The sequence below is a fragment of the Ruegeria sp. AP12 genome (genome assembly GCF_056540025.1).
This window is the reverse complement of record NZ_JBQFVZ010000132.1, coordinates 1-928: the sequence shown is the minus strand read 5'-3', so window position 1 is coordinate 928 and position 928 is coordinate 1. Positions and strand designations below refer to the sequence as shown.

2 protein-coding genes are annotated in these 928 nt (G+C 55.0%); both read left to right on the top strand.

The window, feature by feature from the left end; all coding sequences use genetic code 11:
* The first annotated feature begins 125 nt into the window (after positions 1 to 125).
* Positions 126 to 470, top strand: a complete 345-nt coding sequence (locus tag ACR0E6_RS21760) for a metalloregulator ArsR/SmtB family transcription factor (protein WP_170374870.1) — start codon at positions 126 to 128, stop codon at positions 468 to 470.
* Positions 471 to 590: 120 nt separating this feature from the next.
* Positions 591 to 728, top strand: coding sequence for an entericidin A/B family lipoprotein (locus ACR0E6_RS21755; protein WP_170374868.1), 138 nt, complete (start codon positions 591 to 593; stop codon positions 726 to 728).
* Positions 729 to 928 lie beyond the last annotated feature (200 nt).

Sequence of the window (928 nt, the reverse complement as noted above, 5' to 3'; positions counted from 1 at the left end):
ATCACAGTATTTTGATGCATGCATATGGGCGTAATAGTGCAAAACAAGTAAATTGGATGTACTTATCCGGAAAGAAGTATATCTCTGGCTCCACCCACAGCGGGATAGTAAGGAACGAAGTTTAGATGGCACTCCCCCAAGTAACCCAGGACACCCCTTCGGCAGAGCTTGACCACATGGTCGAAAACGCGTCGCGGGCGGCGAATTTTCTGAAGGCGATTAGCCACGAAGGGCGTCTGATGATCCTGTGCCATCTGGCGTCGGGCGAGAAATCTGTTACCGAGCTTGAGACCCTGTTGTCCGCACGCCAGGCCGCCGTGTCGCAGCAATTGTCGCGCTTGCGGCTGGAGGGGCTGGTGACGCCCCGACGCGACGGCAAAGCGATCTATTACCGACTGGCCGATGACAAGCCCCGTCGGATGCTGGAAACCGTCTATGAGCTGTTCTGCAGCGAAAACACAGGACACTAACAGTTTGCCCGGCAGGCCGCAGACGTAGACCCAGCGCGACCCCCGGTAAACCGCAAAAGTGCTAGCCTCCTCAGTAAGATACTGCTACCGAAGGCCTGATCGAGCATGAAGGAGAAAAATATGATCCGCGCAATTCTGATTGGCCTGAGCCTATTTGCATTGACCGCCTGCGAAACTGCCAAAGGCGCGGGCAAAGACATCGAAAAAGCGGGCGATGCGATCCAAAACGCAGCCTCGGACGTGCAGGAAAACCTCTGATTTATGCCCTCATCTTGCGGGTCGCAGGATGACGCACGCAATATATTGTTGATGCGGCGGGCTGAACTGAGTATTATGTACGAACAGGTGCATAGACGCGGCATTGCATCATCTGACGTTAACACGGGGCTCTTTTGCACATGCGAAAGAGCCCCGCTCCCATTCTGACGAGGGGTGGGTGGTAGCCTGCATGAAGCCAG

Coding starts and splice junctions, on each gene's coding strand:
- ACR0E6_RS21760 (WP_170374870.1), top strand. CDS start 126: ATGGCACTCCCCCAAGTAACCCAGGACACCCCTTCGGCAGAGCTTGAC.
- ACR0E6_RS21755 (WP_170374868.1), top strand. CDS start 591: ATGATCCGCGCAATTCTGATTGGCCTGAGCCTATTTGCATTGACCGCC.